Here is a 14,936-nt window from a genome sequence, read left to right on the forward strand (position 1 = left end):
CCTTCAGCCTGTTGCCGCAGCATCGTCCAGACGCAGGCGGACGCGTTCGTTTCCGCCCCAGTGCGACAGTTCCAGCTTGCCCGCCAGATGGAACCGGCGGCCCTTGGCGCCGAGCAGGGCGGGGCCGAGGGGCCGGACATGGCGCCCCATGCGACCGCGTCCAGCGGCGCCGATCCGGCGCTGCGAAAGCGCAGCCGCAGGTGGCTGTCGCCCATGGTCGCGGCGCTGTCGATCAGCTGGTCGGCAAAGGCAAAGCGGAGGGCGGGGGCGGCCTGACCAAAGGGGCCGGCGCGTTCCAGCAGTTGCATCAGTTCGACCGTGGCGCCCTGTGGGTCCAGCAGGCCCGAGATGCGCAGCTCGCCCGCGCCGCTGCGTTCGGCCATTTCGCGCGCCAGCAGGGCCTGCAGGCAGGACATGGCGGCGGGGATGGCATCTTCGGCGACCGTGAGGCCCGCGGCCATGGCGTGACCGCCGCCTTTCAGCAGCAATCCCTCGGCCGCGAGGCGCTGGATGGCGCGGCCCAGATCAACGCCGGGGACCGAGCGGGCCGAGCCCTTGCCGATGCCATGCTCGACCCCGATCACGACAGAGGGCAGGTTCATCGCCTCTTTCATGCGGGCGGCGACGATGCCGACGACGCCGGGATGCCAGCCTTCCCCCGCGGCCCAGGCCAGATTCTGGGCGCTTTCGCTGTCCATATGGGCGGCGGCCTGCGCCAGGGCCTCGGTGCGGACGGCGGCTTCGATGGTGCGGCGGTCGCGGTTCAGGTCGTCCAGATCCTGCGCCAGCTTTGCGGCCTGACGCGGATCGGTCGTGGACAGGCACAGCGCGCCCAGATCGGCGCGGCCGACGCGGCCGCCGGCATTGATGCGGGGTCCGATCAGAAAGCCCAGATGAAAGGCCGTGGGGCGCGAATCGAGTTTCGCGACATCGGCCAGCGCGACCAGACCGGGCCTTTCGCGGCGTGCCATGATCGCCAGACCCTGCCGGACAAAGGCGCGGTTGACCCCGACCAGCGGCGCGACATCGGCCACCGTCGCCAGTGCGACCAGATCCAGCAGCGGGATCAGGTCGGGCTGCGGCTGGCCGTCCTGCCGCAGCAGACGATTCGCCTGAACCAGCGTCAGAAAGACCACGCCCGCCGCGCAAAGATGGCCTGGACTGCCGTCTTCGTCCATGCGGTTGGGGTTCACCACGGCCACGGCGGGGGGCAGGGTTTCGCCGCCCTGATGGTGGTCCAGCACGATGACATCGGCGGCAGCGGCGGCGGCCAGCGCCTCATGGCTGAGGGTGCCGCAATCGACGCAGACGATCAGGTCATGGTCGGCGGCAAGCCGGGTCATGGCGGGGACGTTCGGACCATAGCCTTCGTCGATGCGGTCGGGAATATACAGCGTCGCGTCGCGGCCCTGCTGGCGCAGCCAGTCCAGCAGCAGCGCGGCGGAACTGCCGCCATCGACGTCGTAATCGGCAAAGATCGCGATCTTTTCGCGCCCCTGCAGTGCCGCGACCAGACGGGCGGCGGCCTTGTCCATGTCGCGCAGGGTCAGAGGATCGGGCAGCAGGTCGCGCAGCTTGGGGTCCAGATAGCCCGGCACCTCGGGGGCGGTCACGCCGCGCGCCGACAGGATGCGGGCCACGGCCAGCGGCAGGCCGCTGTCCAGCGCGAGGGCCTCGGCCCCGCGTTCAAGGGCGGGATCGGGCGCCGTCCAGCGCCGTCCGGTCAGGGAGTTCTGCACATTCAGGAAAGCGGTCATGACATGGTTCTGGGGCAGGGCGGTCAGGGTTGCAAGACGACAGCGGGGGCGGGTCCTGCGGCCCGCCCCCTTTCATCCGGTCAAAACCGCGATCAGCGGATCGGGTTGCGATAGATCATGCGCCGCACCGAGCCGGTTTTCGAGCGCATCAGGATGGTTTCGGTCTGCAGGTAATGCGGTTCGCGCTTGACGCCCGCGACGATCGAGCCGTTGGTGACGCCGGTCGCGGCAAAGATCACATCGGCGGTGACCAGCTCGTCGCGCGCATAGATGCGGTTCAGGTCGGTGATCCCGGCCTTTTTCGCACGGCCCTTTTCGTCGTCGTTGCGGAACAGGAGCTTGCCCCACATCTGGCCGCCCATGCATTTCAGGGCCGATGCCGCCAGAACGCCCTCGGGCGCGCCGCCGGAACCCATATACATGTCGATTCCGGTCAGTTCGGCTTCGGCGCAGTGGATGACGCCCGCAACGTCGCCATCGGTGATCAGGCGGATCGCGGCCCCGGTCGAGCGAACCTCGGCGATCAGGTCTTCGTGGCGGGGACGTTCAAGGATGCAGACGGTGATATCGCCGGGCTGGACGCCGCGCGCGCGGGCCAGCGTGGTGACGCGTTCGGCGGGCGACATGTCCAGGCTGACGATATCCTTGGCATAGCCCGGCCCGATGGCCAGCTTTTCCATATAGACGTCGGGGGCATGCAGCAGCGTGCCGCGCGGGGCCATGGCGATGACGGTCAGCGCGTTCGGCATGTCCTTGGCGGTCAGGGTCGTACCTTCCAGCGGGTCGAGCGCGATATCGACCTCGGGGCCTTTGCCCGAGCCGACTTCTTCGCCGATATACAGCATCGGGGCTTCGTCGCGTTCGCCTTCGCCGATGACCACGACGCCCTTGATGTCCAGCATGTTCAGCTGTTCGCGCATCGCATTGACCGCCGCCTGATCGGCCGCCTTTTCGTCGCCGCGGCCGATCAGCCGGGCCGAGGCATGGGCTGCGGCTTCGCTGACGCGGGCAAGGCCGAGCGAAAGCATGCGGTCGTTGAAATCGGTTTTGGCGTTCATCGTCAGATCCTTGATGACATGTTCGGGCCGCTTCTACGCGCCTGCCCCGAATCGGGCAAGGGTGGGGGCGCTAACGGCGGCGGTCGTTTCGCGCATCGGCGGTTTTGCCGCTTCAGCCCTTGTCTGTGCCCGACAGTTCCAGCGCCAGCGCATGGATGCGCGGCACGATATCGCCAAGCGTGTCATGGACCAGACGGTGGCGGGCCAGCCGGTTCAGATCGTTGAAGCGCGCGCTGGTCATGCGGATGCGGAAATGCGTCTGGCCGCCGTCGCGCCAGCCCGAATGGCCCCGGTGCCCCTCGCTTTCGTCCAGTACTTCAAGCTGTTCGGGGGAAAGGGCGGCAAGGCGGTCGCGCATCTCATCGACGATCATCGGTTTTTACCTTTTCTGTTACGTGAAATAGCCTAAACTACTGCCTCCGACGAGAACAGGGCCGAGAACAGGGCAAGTATGATGAGTAGTAGCGATCCGTTCGGTTTCGACATGTCAGCGGCTTCGGACAAGAAGCGCAGGGCCAAGGGACGGCGTGGCATGTCGGGGGCGTTCGAGACTTCGACACGCAGATGCGACAAGGCGGGATGCGATCAGCCGGGGCAGTATCGCGCGCCGAAATCGCCCCGCGCGCTGGATGATTATTACTGGTTCTGCAAGGATCACGTCCGCGAATACAACCTGAACTGGAATTATTTCCAGGGCCAGTCCGAGGCGGAATTCCAGGAATTCCTGGACAATGCGACCGTGTGGGAACGTCCGACCAAGCCCTTTCGCCGGGCCACGCAGGAAAGCAAATGGGCGCGTCACGGTGTCGATGATCCGCTGGAAATCCTGGGCGCCAACGGCACCAACCCCGAGGTCCGCGTCCGCGCCGCCCGCAAACTGCCCCCGACCGAGCGCAAGGCGCTGGATATTCTGGAGGCCAAGGACAGCTGGACGCGCGCGGAAATCCGCAAGCAATACAAATCCCTGGTCAAGGATCTGCACCCCGACATGAACGGCGGCGACCGTTCGGACGAGGATCGGTTGCAGGAGGTGGTCTGGGCCTGGGATCAGATCAAGGAAAGCCGCAGCTTCAAGGATTGAGGTGAAGGGGGCTTTGCCCCCCGCGCCTGCGGCGCTTCCCCCGAGGGTATTTCGGTGATGAAGAAAGCCCGGCAGGTCGATCCGCCGGGCTTTCGTTTGTGGCGGGCTTGGGTCAGATCGCTTTTTGCAGCGCCTCGATCAGGTCGGTGCGTTCCCATGAAAAGCCGCCATCGTCCTCGGGGGCGCGGCCGAAATGGCCATAGGCGGCCGTGCGGCGGTAGATCGGGCGGCACAGGTTCAGGTGATCGCTGATGCCTTTGGGCGTGAGGTCCATGACCCTGGCCAGCGCCTTTTCGATTTCCGCCTCGGGGACGGTATTGGTTTCGAAGGTATTGGCATAGATCGACAGCGGTTTGGCGACGCCGATCGCATAGCTGAGCTGGATCACGCAGCGTTGGGCCAGGCCCGCCGCGACGACGTTTTTCGCCAGATAGCGCGCGGCATAGGCGGCAGAGCGGTCGACCTTGGTCGGATCCTTGCCGGAAAACGCACCGCCGCCGTGGAGGGCTGCGCCGCCATAGGTGTCGACGATGATCTTGCGCCCGGTCAGGCCCGCGTCGCCATCCGGCCCGCCGATCACGAAGGTGCCGGTCGGGTTCACCCACCATTCGGTGTTTTCGGTCAGCCAGCCCTGCGGCAGGACCTCGCGGACATAGGGTTCGACAATGGCGCGGATATCGTCCGATGTCTGGCTTTCGTCCTTGTGCTGATGCGAAACGACGATGCTGGTGACCTCGACCGGCTTGCCGTTTTCATAGCGCAGCGTCAGTTGCGATTTCGCATCCGGGCCAAGCGCGGGTTCGGCGCCGGATTTGCGGGCCTCGGCCAGACGGCGCAGGATGGCATGCGCGTATTGGATGGGCGCGGGCATGAGTTCGGGCGTTTCATCGACCGCATAGCCGAACATGATGCCCTGATCGCCGGCGGCGTCGTTTTTCACGCCCTGCCAGATATGGGCCGATTGTTCGTGCAGCAGGTTCAGCACCTTGCAGGTGTTCCAGTGGAATTTTTCCTGCTCATAGCCGATGTCGCGGATGACATCGCGGGCGATCTGGCCGATCGAGCCCATGTAATGGCTGAGCCGGTCCTGATCGGCCAAGCCGATTTCTCCGCCGATGACCACCATGCCGGTGGTGGCGAAGGCTTCGCAGGCGACGCGGGCGCGCGGGTCTTCGGTCAGCAGCGCATCCAGAACGGCATCTGAAATCTGGTCGCACAACTTGTCAGGGTGTCCTTCGGAAACGGATTCCGAGGTGAACACGTAATTCTGTCTGGCCATGGGGTTGCTCCGGTGAAATGTAGCCGCCACGTCAGGAAGCCGTTGTGGCGGTCAAATCCGAGCGTTATGCCACTGGCCGCGTTTCGTCAACACTGCTGACGCTTTTGCGGCGGCGGGTGGCGATCACGATCAGGGCAAGCAGGGTGGCGATGACAACCGGCCAGTCTCTGGTCCGGCTCCAGATCGTCGGGGGCAGGGCGCCGGGCAGGCGGGCGTCGATACGACCCTCGACATTCAGGCCAAGGCTTTGGCGGACGGCGCCGCGTGCGTCGATGACCGCTGTCACCCCGGTATTGGCGACGCGGATCACGGGCAGGCCGCTTGCTCTGGCGCGCAGCCGGGCCTGCGCCAGATGCTGCCACGGTCCGGCCAGCGTGCCGAACCATGCGTCATTGGTGATCTGCAGGATCCATTCGGGGCGGTCGGGACCGGTGATCAGGTGGCGCGAAAAGATCGCCTCGTAACAGATCAGGACCTGAACCGGGGGCAGTTGGTCGGCAAGACCGCGCAGCACCTGCGCCCCGGTCCCCGAGGAATAGCCCGCGCCATGTTGCGCCGCAAAGGACGAGATGCCGAAGCGCGCCAGCTGATCGCCCCAGGGTGTATATTCGCCAAAGGGCACAAGGTGGAATTTGTCATAGGTCCGGCCGATCCGGCCATCGGCGGTGAATTCGGCGAAGCTGTTGAAATAGCGGCTGCCTTCGCTGCGCTGGATGCCCAGAAGGACCGGGGCACCGGCGATGCGGGTGATCTCTTGCGGGGCGGTTTCGGCGCGTTCAAGCAGGAAGTTGACGGCGGTTTCGGGCCAGATCACCGCGTCGGGCGCGCGGTCATCCGCTGTCGGGCCGGTCGAAAGCCGGATCAGCCGGTCGAAAAAGACCTGCGACCAATAGGGGTCCCATTTCAGCGCCTGTTCGGCATTGGGCTGGACAAGCCGCAGGGTAAAGTCGCGGTCGGCGGGCAGGGGGGCGATGATGCGGTTGAGGCCCCAGCCATGGGCCAGCGCGATGACCAGCGCAGCCATGACCGATCCGCGCAACGCGCCGCGCATGTCGGTCGCCGGGCCGCGCCACAGCAGGATCGGCAGGGCCGCCGCCAGCATGGTCAGCGCCGACAGGCCGATGCTGCCGGTCAGCGCGGCCAGTTGCGCGGCGGGCGTGTCGATCCAGATATGGCCGGTCAGCGCCCAGGGCAGGCCGGTAAAGATCCAGCCCCGGATCCAGTCGGACAGGACAAGCGCCGCGGCAAAACCCGTGGCGCGGTCCTGCCAGCCGGTGCTGATCCGCCCCGCCAGCCAGCCCGGCACGGCCCAGAACAGCCCGCCGCCCGCCGCGAACAGCACCAGCGCAAAAGGCGCCATCCAGCCGTAGATCTCCGGTTCGACCAGAAAGGGCTCGACGATCCAGAACATGCTGGCGGCGAAATAGCCGCTGGCGCTGCCAGAAAGGCGGGACGAGAGAGGGGTGCGGCTGCGCGCGATACGCCAGCACAGCAGCGCAAGGGCCAGAAGGGTGACGAGCCAAAGCCCCCAGGGGGCCTGCCCGAGGGCCGCCGCCGCGCCCGTCGCGACATGGAGCAGCGCGGAAAGCAGGCTGTCACGTCGCGCGCGGGGCTGCATCGGCATGGCTGGGTTTTGCGTCAGGCCTCGGAACCGGCGGGGGCTTCGGTCGCCGGGGCTGCCTGATCGGTGTCGGTCTTTTTCGCGGCCGGTTTGCGGGTGCGGGGCGCGCGTTTGCGGACGGGGGCCGGTTCTGCGGCGGTTTCACCTGTTTCGGCGACGGCCTCGGCAGGGGATTCTGCGAGGGATTCTGCGGGGGCCTCAGTCGCCGCTGCCGCATCGGCTGCGGGTTTTGCGGGCGCGCGAGACGCGCTTGCGGACCGGCTTTTTCCCGGCCTCGGGTTCTGCCGGGGTGGTTGCGATGGCCTCGGGCGGGGTGGTGTCGGCGGCGGGAGCTTCCGTTGCGCCAACTTCCGCTGCGGGGGCTTCCGTTGCGGGGACCTCGGCGGCTTTGCGGCTGCGCGGGGCACGTTTGCGCGGGGCTTTCGGTTTTTCTGCCGGAGCGGTTTCGCCTGCCGCCGCGCTGCTCACTTCCGGGGCAGCCTCGGCAGAGGGTTCCGCGACGCTGGCCTGTTCCGCAGGCGCCACAGCGACCATGGTTGCCTGAGGAGCGGCAGCCGGTTCTGCGGCAGGCTGGCGGAGCGGTTCCGGCGCGGGTTCGGACACGATCGAAACCGTCTCTTCCGGCTCGGGGCGGGCAGGGAAGGCATCGGTGCGGAAACTGCGCAGCATGAAGTCGGGGACGTGATCGCCCATGCCCAGAACCGTGTGGCGGTCGCGTTCGCCACCGCGATCACGGCGACGGTCGCGGCGGTCGCCATTGCGCTGTTCGCCCCGCAGATCGTTGCGGTCGTCGTGACGGGGTTCGGTGCGACCCTCTGGCCGACTGTCGCGCGGCTGGTCGTGATCGTGGCGCTGCGCGCGGGGGGCGGGCTGTTCGCTGGCTGTCGGGCGGCTGTCCAGATGTTCCTCGCGCATGGGCGCATCGGCGGGCTGTTCGCCAGCAGCCTGATCGCGGCCACCACGGCGGCGGTCGTTGTCGCGGCCACGACCGCGATCACGGTCGCGCCGCATCGCGCGCCATCGCGGCCATCGCGCGAACCGCTGCAGCGGCGATCCTGCGCGGCCGGGGACAGGGTGAAGCCTTCGGGCAGGGGCGCGCGGGGCAGGGTCTGCTTGACCAGCGATTCGATGGCGGTCAGGTATTTTTCATCCGTCGGGCGTCGAAATGGAAATCGCCGTGCCCTGCCGCCCGGCGCGGCCGGTGCGGCCGATGCGGTGGACGTAATCCTCGGCATGGCTGGGCAGGTCGAAGTTGAAGACATGGCTGACCGCCGGAATGTCCAGCCCGCGCGCCGCCACGTCCGAGGCGATCAGGAAACGCAGCGAACCTTCGCGGAAGCCGTCCAGCGTCGCCATGCGATGGCGCTGGTCCAGATCGCCATGGATCGGCGAGGCGTCATAGCCATGGGCCTTCAGCGATTTCGCGACGATATCCACATCGGTCTTGCGGTTGCAAAAGATGATGGCGTTCTTCAGCGCCTCGCCTTCGGCGTCGATCAGGGCGCGCAGCAACTCGCGTTTCTGTTTCGCGGTCTGGTCCTTGCGGGTAGGGGTGATCTCGACCAGCCGCTGCGTGATGGTTTCGCTGGTCGTCGCCTGACGCGCAACCTCGATCCGTTCGGGCGAATGCAGGAAGGTGTCGGTGATGCGTTCGATTTCCGGCGCCATCGTCGCGCTGAAGAACAGCGTCTGACGGGTGAAGGGCGTCAGTTGAAAGATGCGTTCGATATCGGGGATGAAACCCATGTCCAGCATCCGGTCGGCTTCGTCCACGACCATGATCTGCACACCGGTCAGCAACAGCTTGCCGCGCTCGAAATGGTCCAGCAGGCGGCCCGGCGTTGCGATCAGCACATCGACGCCGCGGTCGATCAGCTTGTCCTGTTCGCCAAAGCCGACGCCGCCGATCAGCAGCGCCTTGGTCAGCTTGGTGTGTTTTCGCATAGGTGTCGAAGTTTTCGGCGACCTGCGCCGCCAGTTCCGCGTCGGTGCCAGAACCAGACTGCGCGGCATCCGCGCCCGCGCCCGGCCACGGCCAAGCAGCGTGATCATCGGCAGGGTGAAACTTGCGGTCTTGCCGGTCCCGGTCTGGGCGATCCCCAGCACATCGCGACCTTCCAGAGCGGGCGGGATCGCCCGGCCAGAATCGGCGTCGGGCTGTCATATCCGGCTTCGGAGATGGCTTTCAGGACCTTGGGGTCAAGTTTCAGATCGGAAAATTTGGTCATTCAGGGCTTTCGTCATATTGTGCGGTCATTCTGCCGCAGCGTTCAGCGTCCATGGCCGGGGTCGGCGCGATCATCAAGGTGATCGGCTTTCCTCGGCTGTCCGGGACCTGTTCCGCACCCTTGCCTTGCCTGCCGGATGCAGACATGGGGCTGGGTAAAGGAAAACCGGCCTTGCGTCAATCTGATGCGAAAGATTGTGTCGCGGGCATGGGCAGCATTCAGGTTTCGTCAGCCATGATAGCATGAACCGCCATGGGGAATCGAGGGCCGTGGTTGACGCGCCCCTTGGGCAGGGGCTATCCCGCAGGCGACAACGGATGGCAGAAATGAACCTCTTTTCGGATATTCGCGCGCTCGTCATCGATGCGCTGAACCAGATGGCTGCGGCGGGCGAACTGCCCTCGGGGCTGGATATGACCGCCGTCGCGGTCGAGCCGCCGCGCTGACGCCGCGCATGGCGACATGGCCACGAATGCCGCGATGGTGCTGGCCAAGCCCGCGGGCAAAAAGCCCCGCGACATCGCGGAAACGCTGGCCGCCCATCTGCGCGAAGATGATCGCATTACCTCGGCCGAGGTGGCGGGACCGGGCTTTCTGAATCTGCGCATCGCGCCCGATCAGTGGCGTGACGTGATCCGCGCCGCCCTGCATGACGGCGACGGCTTTGGCCGCGCCGATCTGGGGCGGGGCGTCAAGGTCAATATCGAATTCGTCAGCGCCAACCCGACCGGCCCGATGCATGTCGGCCATACGCGGGGCGCGGTGTTCGGCGATGCGCTGGCCGCGCTTCTGCAATTCGCGGGCTATGACGTCACGCGCGAATATTACATCAACGACGGCGGCGCGCAGGTCGATGTGCTGGCCCGTTCCGCCTATGAACGCTACCGCGAGGCCAACGGGCTGGAACCGGAAATCCGCGAAGGCCTGTATCCCGGCGATTACCTGATCCCCGTGGGCGAGGCGCTGAAGGCCGAATATGGCGACAGCCTGCTGGACCTGCCCGAAAGCGAATGGCTGGTCCCGATCCGCGATTTCGCGACCGAACGCATGATGGCGATGATCCGCGATGATCTGGCCCTGCTGGGCGTCGAAATGGATGTTTATTCCAGCGAAAAGGCCCTGTATGGCACCGGCCGGATCGAGGCCGCGATCGAACGGCTGCGTCAGGCCGGCCTGATCTACGAAGGCGTGCTGGACCCGCCCAAGGGCAAGATCCCCGACGATTGGGAGCCGCGCGAACAGACCTTGTTCCGGTCCTCGGCGCATGGCGATGACGTGGATCGCCCGGTCAGGAAATCGGATGGCGCATGGACCTATTTCGCCCCGGATATCGCCTATCACTGGGACAAGATCGACCGGGGTTTCGATCAGTTGATCGACGTCTTCGGTGCCGATCATGGCGGCTATGTCAAGCGCATGTCCGCTGCGGTCAAGGCGCTGTCGAATGGGCGCGTGCCCTTGGACGTCAAGCTGATCCAGCTGGTCAAGCTGTTCAAGAACGGCGAACCCTTCAAGATGTCGAAGCGCGCGGGCACCTTTGTCACGCTGCGCGATGTCGTCGAACAGGCGGGCAGGGACGTCACGCGCTTCCACCTGCTGACGCGCAAGAACGACGCGGCGCTGGATTTCGATTTCGACAAGGTTCTGGAACAGTCCAAGGACAACCCGGTCTGGTATGTCCAATATGCCAGCGCGCGGATCAATTCGGTCCTGCGCCGGGCCGCCGATATGGGCGTCGATACCACTGACAGCGCGCTGTCCAATGCCGATCTGGGCCGCCTGACCCATCAGGCCGAACTGGAACTGGCCCGCAAAGTTGCAGAATGGCCACGCACGGTCGAAATCGCCGCCCGCGCAAACGAGCCGCATCGGATCGCGTTTTTCCTGTATGATATCGCGTCGGACCTGCATTCGCTGTGGAACCGGGGCAATGACGACACGACCCTGCGTTTCGTGCAGGATGGCGACAGGGCGGAAACGGCGGCAAAAATTGCGCTGGCGCGGTCCGTTGGCGTTGTCATTTCGAACGGTCTTGGTATTCTTGGGGTGACTCCGGCAACTGAAATGCGCTGATCGAACAGCGCCGGGCCGGGTTTCGAGCAGTGACAGCAAAGCCGGATCAACCGGCAGGCAGGCAGGACAATGGCAGTGGTTGATTTCCGCTCTGGCGGTGGATTCGTGGGTGCGCAACCTCGTCAGGTGCGCGACTACCCCTATGGACAGGACCCTCGGGCCGAAGAATCCGAATGGGCCGGACACGGCCATTGGGACGAAGAACGCTACCATGACGATTCCGATGCCCGTTACGCCGCCGATATTTCCGTCGGTGCGCGTGTCGGTCGGCTGACGCATTATCTGGGCGCGGTGATTTCGGTCGGGCTGATGGTGATGCTGGCGGTCTGGGGCTACAAGCTGGTGATGCGCGATGTCTCGGGTGTCCCGGTGATCCGCGCGATCGAGGGCGAGGCCCGCACCGCTCCCGACAATCCCGGCGGCGAACTGGTCGCCCGCACCGGGCTGGCCGTGAATGCCGTCGCTGCCGGTACCGATGCGCGCCCCGCCAACCAGGTCGCCATCGCCCCCGAGGCGACCGGCCTTGGCGAGGAAGATGTCGCGATGGGCGAACTGGGCGCGACCGCCCGCCAGCCCTCGCGCGAAACCGAATTGCCGCTGGAGGCGACGAATGCCCGCATCGTCGCCCTGTCCGATGCCGAAGCCGCCGCCGCCCGTGCCGAGGCGCAGGCCTCGGCCGCGCAGGCCCAGCTTTCCGATGCTCCGGCCAACGAAGGCCCGGTGAACGAGGCGCTGACCGATCTGGACGGCCAGCAGGTCGTCGCCCCCGAAACCATCAATGCCGTTCTGGCCGAAGCCGCCGCCGCCGCGGCGCAGCCGACGCCGGGCGGTCTGGCCACATCGGCCCGGCCCGCACCGCGCCCGCGCCGCACCGCCGCGGCGCAGCCCACGGTGGTCAGCGATGCCGCGCCGGTGGCCGCCCCTGCAGCCGCACCCGTCCAGCGCGTCGCCCCGAACGCCGTCGCCTCCGGCGCGCCGCTGGTCCAGATCGGCGCCTTCGACAGCAATGCGCTGGCCGAGGGCGGATGGAATCGCATCTCGGGCAAGTTCGGCGCGCTGTTTTCCGGCAAGGGGCAGGTGATCCAACGCGCCGAAAGCAATGGCCGCACCTTCTGGCGCCTGCGCGTCGCAGGGTTCGACAGCCGCGACGAGGCCCGCCGATTCTGCGCCGCGCTGGTTGCCGAAGGCACCGATTGTATCCCGGCATCGGCCCAGTAAGCCCTTGATGTCCGATCATTCCAGCAAAGGGACCGGCGCCACCATTCTGGGTGGAATCGCCGGTCCCGACCTTTCCGGGGCAGAGCGCGCCTTTTTCCGTGACGCCGACCCCTGGGGCTTTATCCTGTTCGGCCGCAATATCGACACGCCGGATCGCCTGCGCCGCCTGACCGCCGATCTGCGGGACGCCGTCGGCCGCGATGCCCCCGTCCTGATCGATCAGGAAGGCGGTCGTGTCCAGCGGATGCGCGCGCCCCATTGGACCGATTGGCCGAACGCGATGGATCAGGCGGCGCGCGGCGCCCGTGCGGTCTGGTTGCAGCATGTGCTGATGGGCCGAGAACTGCGCGATTGCGGCATCGACAGCGATTGCGCGCCCTGTCTGGATATCGCGACGGAAACCACCCACCCCTTTCTGATGAGCCGCTGCTTTGGCTTTGACGCCGAAACCGTGACGCGGATGGGGCGGGCGGCGGCGGATGGGCTGCTGGCCTCGGGCGTGTTGCCGGTGATCAAGCATCTGCCCGGCCATGGACGGACGCGGGTGGACAGCCACCATGACCTGCCGGTGATCGACGCCGCGCTGGAGGATCTGGACCAGAGCGATTTCGCGCCCTTTCGCGCGCTGTCCGATCTGCCGATGGCGATGACCGCGCATATCCGCCTGACCGCGCTGGATGATGCGCCCGCGACGGCCTCGGCCCCGGCGATCTGGCTGATCCGAGAGCGCATCGGCTTTGGCGGCTTGCTGATGAGCGATGACATCGGCATGCAGGCGCTGTCGGGCAGCCCCGGCGAACGCGCGGCGGCTGCGGTCGCTGCGGGCTGCGATCTGGTGCTGAGCTGCAACGAAACCATCGCGCAGATGCAGGCGATTGTCGCGGCTGCCGGGCCGATGACCCCCGCCGCCGTGGCGCGCGCCGATGCGGCGCTGGCCATGCGCCGCGCGCCGCAGGATCTGGATCTGGCGGGGTTGCGGGCCGAACTTGCCGCAATGGCCTGATCGCACGGCTTTGGTTGACTTGCCCCCCGCCTTGCCCGATCCTGCACGCCTGATGTCCAAAGCCCGCAGATGACCAAGGTCCCCTATCCGACGCCCGTTCCCGACGCGGAATCGCCGCTGATCCACGCCACCGCCCCCTCGGTCGAGGAGCGGCGGGCCGAAGAGGTGCTGGTCGTCGATGTTTCCGGCTACGAAGGCCCGCTGGACCTGCTGCTGACACTGGCGCGGACGCAAAAGGTCGATCTGATGCAGATCTCGGTCCCTGGTCTGGCCGAACAATATCTGGTTTTCGTCGAACAGGCCCGCGCCCTGCGGATCGAACTGGCCGCCGATTATCTGGTCAGTGGCCGCCTGGCTGGCATTCCTGAAATCGCGCCTGCTGCTGCCCCCCGACCCCGAGGCCGAAGGCCCGAGCGCCGAAGACATGGCCGCGCATCTGGCGTTTCAACTGGAGCGGCTGCAGGCGATGCGCGAATCCGCGGCGCGGCTGATGGCGCGGGACCGGCTTGGCCAGCAGCGGTTTGTGCGCGGCGCGCCGGAACAGATCACCCGCAACCGCCAGACGCGCTGGCAGGCCGGGCTGATCGACCTGATGCGCGCCTATGCGCGGCTGCGCACCCGTGACGAATTCCGCCCCTATGCCTTTGACAGGCGGGATATTTTCACGATGGAACAGGCGTTGGAGCGGGTTCGCGGCCTGATCGGCTATGTCGGCGACTGGACCGAACTGGCCGATTTCCTGCCCGATGGCTGGGCCGATCAGGGCGGGCGGCGGCGTTCGGCCACGGCGGCGACCTTTGCCGCGACGCTGGAGCTGGCGCGGCAGGGGGCGCTGGAAATTCGCCAGTCCGAGACCTTCGCGCCGATCTCGATCCGGCGCAGGACCGCAGATGACAGGCCCGACAACAGCGGGCGGGAAACCCCATGACCGACCAGACCGAAAACGCTCACATCATCGACGAGGCACCGCGTTTCCCGCCGCCGCCCTTGCCCGAACAGGAACGCATGGTGGAAGCGATCCTGTTCGCCTCGGCCGCGCCCATGACGCTGCGCGAGATCGGCGCGCGCATGCCTGTCGGCTGTGACCCGGCAGAGGTCATGGCGGGCCTTGTCGCGCGCTATGACGGGCGGGGCGTGCAACTGGCCCGCGTCGGCGATCTCCTGGGCCTTTCGCACGGCGGGGGATCTGGGTTTCCTGATGCAGGAACAGGCGGTCGATACCCGCTGCCCGTCGCGCGCCGCGACTGAAACGCTGGCCGTCATCGCCTATCACCAGCCCGTCACCCGCGCCGAAATCGAAGAGATCCGGGGTGTCGCCGTCAGTCGCGGCACGCTGGACCAGCTGATGGAAATGGAATGGGTGCGGATCGGGCGCAGGCGGATGACTCTGGGCCGTCCGGCGACCTTTGTCGTGACCGAAAGCTTTCTGGATCATTTCGGGCTGGAAAGCGCGCGCGACCTGCCGGGACTGACCGAATTGCGGGCGGCGGGCCTGCTGGAATCGCGCCCCCCGTCCGAGGGCGTCGTGGCGCCGGGGCTGTTCCCCGAACCCGCCCCCGAGGATCGGGACGATGGCCCGGCGGATGATCTTTTTGAAGATGAATGAAAGGGTTGCGGC

Annotated in this window: 10 protein-coding genes, 4 pseudogenes and 1 riboswitch; of the genes and pseudogenes, 7 read left to right on the forward strand and 7 right to left on the reverse strand. The window is 66.7% G+C overall.

The genetic code is table 11. The features are described 5' to 3' along the window. Nucleotides 1-3: 3 nt before the first annotated feature. From recJ to PE067_RS07400, 3 genes and pseudogenes are all read right to left on the reverse strand, one after another. Nucleotides 4-1,757, reverse strand: a pseudogene (recJ, locus tag PE067_RS07390) (single-stranded-DNA-specific exonuclease RecJ). Nucleotides 1,758-1,849: 92 nt separating this feature from the next. Next, nucleotides 1,850-2,815, reverse strand: coding sequence for a class II fructose-bisphosphatase (glpX, locus tag PE067_RS07395; protein WP_276188536.1), 966 nt, complete (start codon nucleotides 2,813-2,815; stop codon nucleotides 1,850-1,852). A 112-nt stretch (nucleotides 2,816-2,927) separates the two neighbouring features. After that, on the reverse strand, nucleotides 2,928-3,188 hold the full coding sequence (locus PE067_RS07400; protein WP_276188537.1) for a BolA family transcriptional regulator: 261 nt from the start codon (nucleotides 3,186-3,188) through the stop codon (nucleotides 2,928-2,930). 81 nt (nucleotides 3,189-3,269) lie between these two features. On the opposite strand from PE067_RS07400, the gene PE067_RS07405 reads away from it, so the two are divergent. Next, entirely contained in the window at nucleotides 3,270-3,896 is a 627-nt protein-coding gene (locus PE067_RS07405) for a DnaJ domain-containing protein (RefSeq protein WP_276188538.1), read from the forward strand. 112 nt (nucleotides 3,897-4,008) lie between these two features. On the opposite strand, the gene metK is transcribed toward PE067_RS07405, so the two are convergent. The 4 genes from metK to PE067_RS07425 all read right to left on the reverse strand — a co-directional run bounded on the left by metK (nucleotide 4,009) and on the right by PE067_RS07425 (nucleotide 8,902). Continuing rightward, complete coding sequence (gene metK, locus PE067_RS07410) at nucleotides 4,009-5,175, reverse strand: methionine adenosyltransferase (protein WP_276188539.1); 1,167 nt, start codon at nucleotides 5,173-5,175, stop codon at nucleotides 4,009-4,011. 5 nt (nucleotides 5,176-5,180) lie between these two features. Then, nucleotides 5,181-5,229, reverse strand: a riboswitch (SAM-SAH riboswitch). 10 nt (nucleotides 5,230-5,239) lie between these two features. Then, nucleotides 5,240-6,799, reverse strand: coding sequence for an apolipoprotein N-acyltransferase (gene lnt, locus PE067_RS07415; protein ID WP_276188540.1), 1,560 nt, complete (start codon nucleotides 6,797-6,799; stop codon nucleotides 5,240-5,242). 195 nt (nucleotides 6,800-6,994) lie between these two features. After that, complete coding sequence (locus tag PE067_RS07420) at nucleotides 6,995-7,807, reverse strand: hypothetical protein (RefSeq protein ID WP_276188541.1); 813 nt, start codon at nucleotides 7,805-7,807, stop codon at nucleotides 6,995-6,997. A 135-nt stretch (nucleotides 7,808-7,942) separates the two neighbouring features. Further along, nucleotides 7,943-8,902, reverse strand: coding sequence for a DEAD/DEAH box helicase (locus tag PE067_RS07425; protein WP_276188542.1), 960 nt, complete (start codon nucleotides 8,900-8,902; stop codon nucleotides 7,943-7,945). 173 nt (nucleotides 8,903-9,075) lie between these two features. Between PE067_RS07425 and PE067_RS07430 the strand changes: the two genes are divergently transcribed. The 6 genes and pseudogenes from PE067_RS07430 (at nucleotide 9,076) to PE067_RS07455 (ending at nucleotide 14,924) form a co-directional block, all read left to right on the forward strand. Further along, entirely contained in the window at nucleotides 9,076-9,270 is a 195-nt protein-coding gene (locus PE067_RS07430) for a hypothetical protein (RefSeq protein ID WP_276188543.1), read from the forward strand. A gap of 80 nt (nucleotides 9,271-9,350) precedes the next feature. Next, nucleotides 9,351-11,097 (forward strand): annotated as a pseudogene (gene argS / locus PE067_RS07435) (arginine--tRNA ligase). 69 nt (nucleotides 11,098-11,166) lie between these two features. Continuing rightward, nucleotides 11,167-12,315 carry an SPOR domain-containing protein gene (locus tag PE067_RS07440; RefSeq protein ID WP_276188544.1) on the forward strand — a complete coding sequence of 383 codons (1,149 nt, stop codon included), beginning with the start codon at nucleotides 11,167-11,169 and terminating at the stop codon, nucleotides 12,313-12,315. A gap of 7 nt (nucleotides 12,316-12,322) precedes the next feature. After that, entirely contained in the window at nucleotides 12,323-13,318 is a 996-nt protein-coding gene (locus PE067_RS07445) for a glycoside hydrolase family 3 N-terminal domain-containing protein (protein ID WP_276188545.1), read from the forward strand. A 69-nt stretch (nucleotides 13,319-13,387) separates the two neighbouring features. Next, a pseudogene (locus tag PE067_RS07450) lies at nucleotides 13,388-14,246 on the forward strand (ScpA family protein). After that, nucleotides 14,243-14,924: pseudogene (locus PE067_RS07455) on the forward strand (SMC-Scp complex subunit ScpB). The pseudogenes PE067_RS07450 and PE067_RS07455 overlap by 4 nt, the downstream one beginning before the upstream one ends. Nucleotides 14,925-14,936: the final 12 nt, after the last annotated feature.

It is taken from the genome of Paracoccus sp. DMF-8 (assembly GCF_029309835.1).
Classification (GTDB): domain Bacteria; phylum Pseudomonadota; class Alphaproteobacteria; order Rhodobacterales; family Rhodobacteraceae; genus Paracoccus.

What these genes read in the sequence shown, in the direction of transcription:
- PE067_RS07420 (WP_276188541.1), bottom strand. Translation starts at nt 7,807, where the DNA reads ATGCGGCGCGACCGTGATCGCGGTCGTGGCCGCGACAACGACCGCCGC.
- PE067_RS07400 (WP_276188537.1), bottom strand. Translation starts at nt 3,188, where the DNA reads ATGATCGTCGATGAGATGCGCGACCGCCTTGCCGCCCTTTCCCCCGAA.
- PE067_RS07430 (WP_276188543.1), top strand. Translation starts at nt 9,076, where the DNA reads ATGGCCGGGGTCGGCGCGATCATCAAGGTGATCGGCTTTCCTCGGCTG.
- PE067_RS07405 (WP_276188538.1), top strand. Translation starts at nt 3,270, where the DNA reads ATGAGTAGTAGCGATCCGTTCGGTTTCGACATGTCAGCGGCTTCGGAC.
- PE067_RS07445 (WP_276188545.1), top strand. Translation starts at nt 12,323, where the DNA reads ATGTCCGATCATTCCAGCAAAGGGACCGGCGCCACCATTCTGGGTGGA.
- glpX (WP_276188536.1), bottom strand. Translation starts at nt 2,815, where the DNA reads ATGAACGCCAAAACCGATTTCAACGACCGCATGCTTTCGCTCGGCCTT.
- metK (WP_276188539.1), bottom strand. Translation starts at nt 5,175, where the DNA reads ATGGCCAGACAGAATTACGTGTTCACCTCGGAATCCGTTTCCGAAGGA.
- lnt (WP_276188540.1), bottom strand. Translation starts at nt 6,799, where the DNA reads ATGCCGATGCAGCCCCGCGCGCGACGTGACAGCCTGCTTTCCGCGCTG.
- PE067_RS07440 (WP_276188544.1), top strand. Translation starts at nt 11,167, where the DNA reads ATGGCAGTGGTTGATTTCCGCTCTGGCGGTGGATTCGTGGGTGCGCAA.